The organism is Janibacter sp. CoH_79_TC_3 (genome assembly GCF_058197955.1).
The window spans coordinates 1-240 of the sequence record NZ_JBXWIV010000190.1; the positions used below are offsets into that span (position 1 = coordinate 1).

Consider the following 240-nt stretch of genomic DNA (forward strand, 5'->3'; position numbering starts at 1 on the left):
TCATATGAAAATCCCTTTTCCTCAAGGATCTCTGCTGTAAGATCAATAGGGAATCCATATGTATCATATAATTTAAATGCGTCATCTCCAGAAAGCTCTTTTCTGCCTTCTTTTTGCATTTTTTCTTCCATCTCAGCCAGAATTCCAAGTCCCTGGTCGATCGTCTTTGCAAATTTTTCTTCTTCCTTTGTAAGAACATTTAAGATGAAGTCTTTCTTTTCCTCAAGCTCAGGATATCCG

Annotated in this window: 1 protein-coding gene; it reads right to left on the reverse strand. The window is 37.1% G+C overall.

Features of this window, described 5'->3' with window-relative positions:
* On the reverse strand, positions 1-240 hold a 240-nt coding region (locus AC2FA3_RS15580), incomplete at both ends, for an alanine--tRNA ligase-related protein (RefSeq protein WP_490510386.1).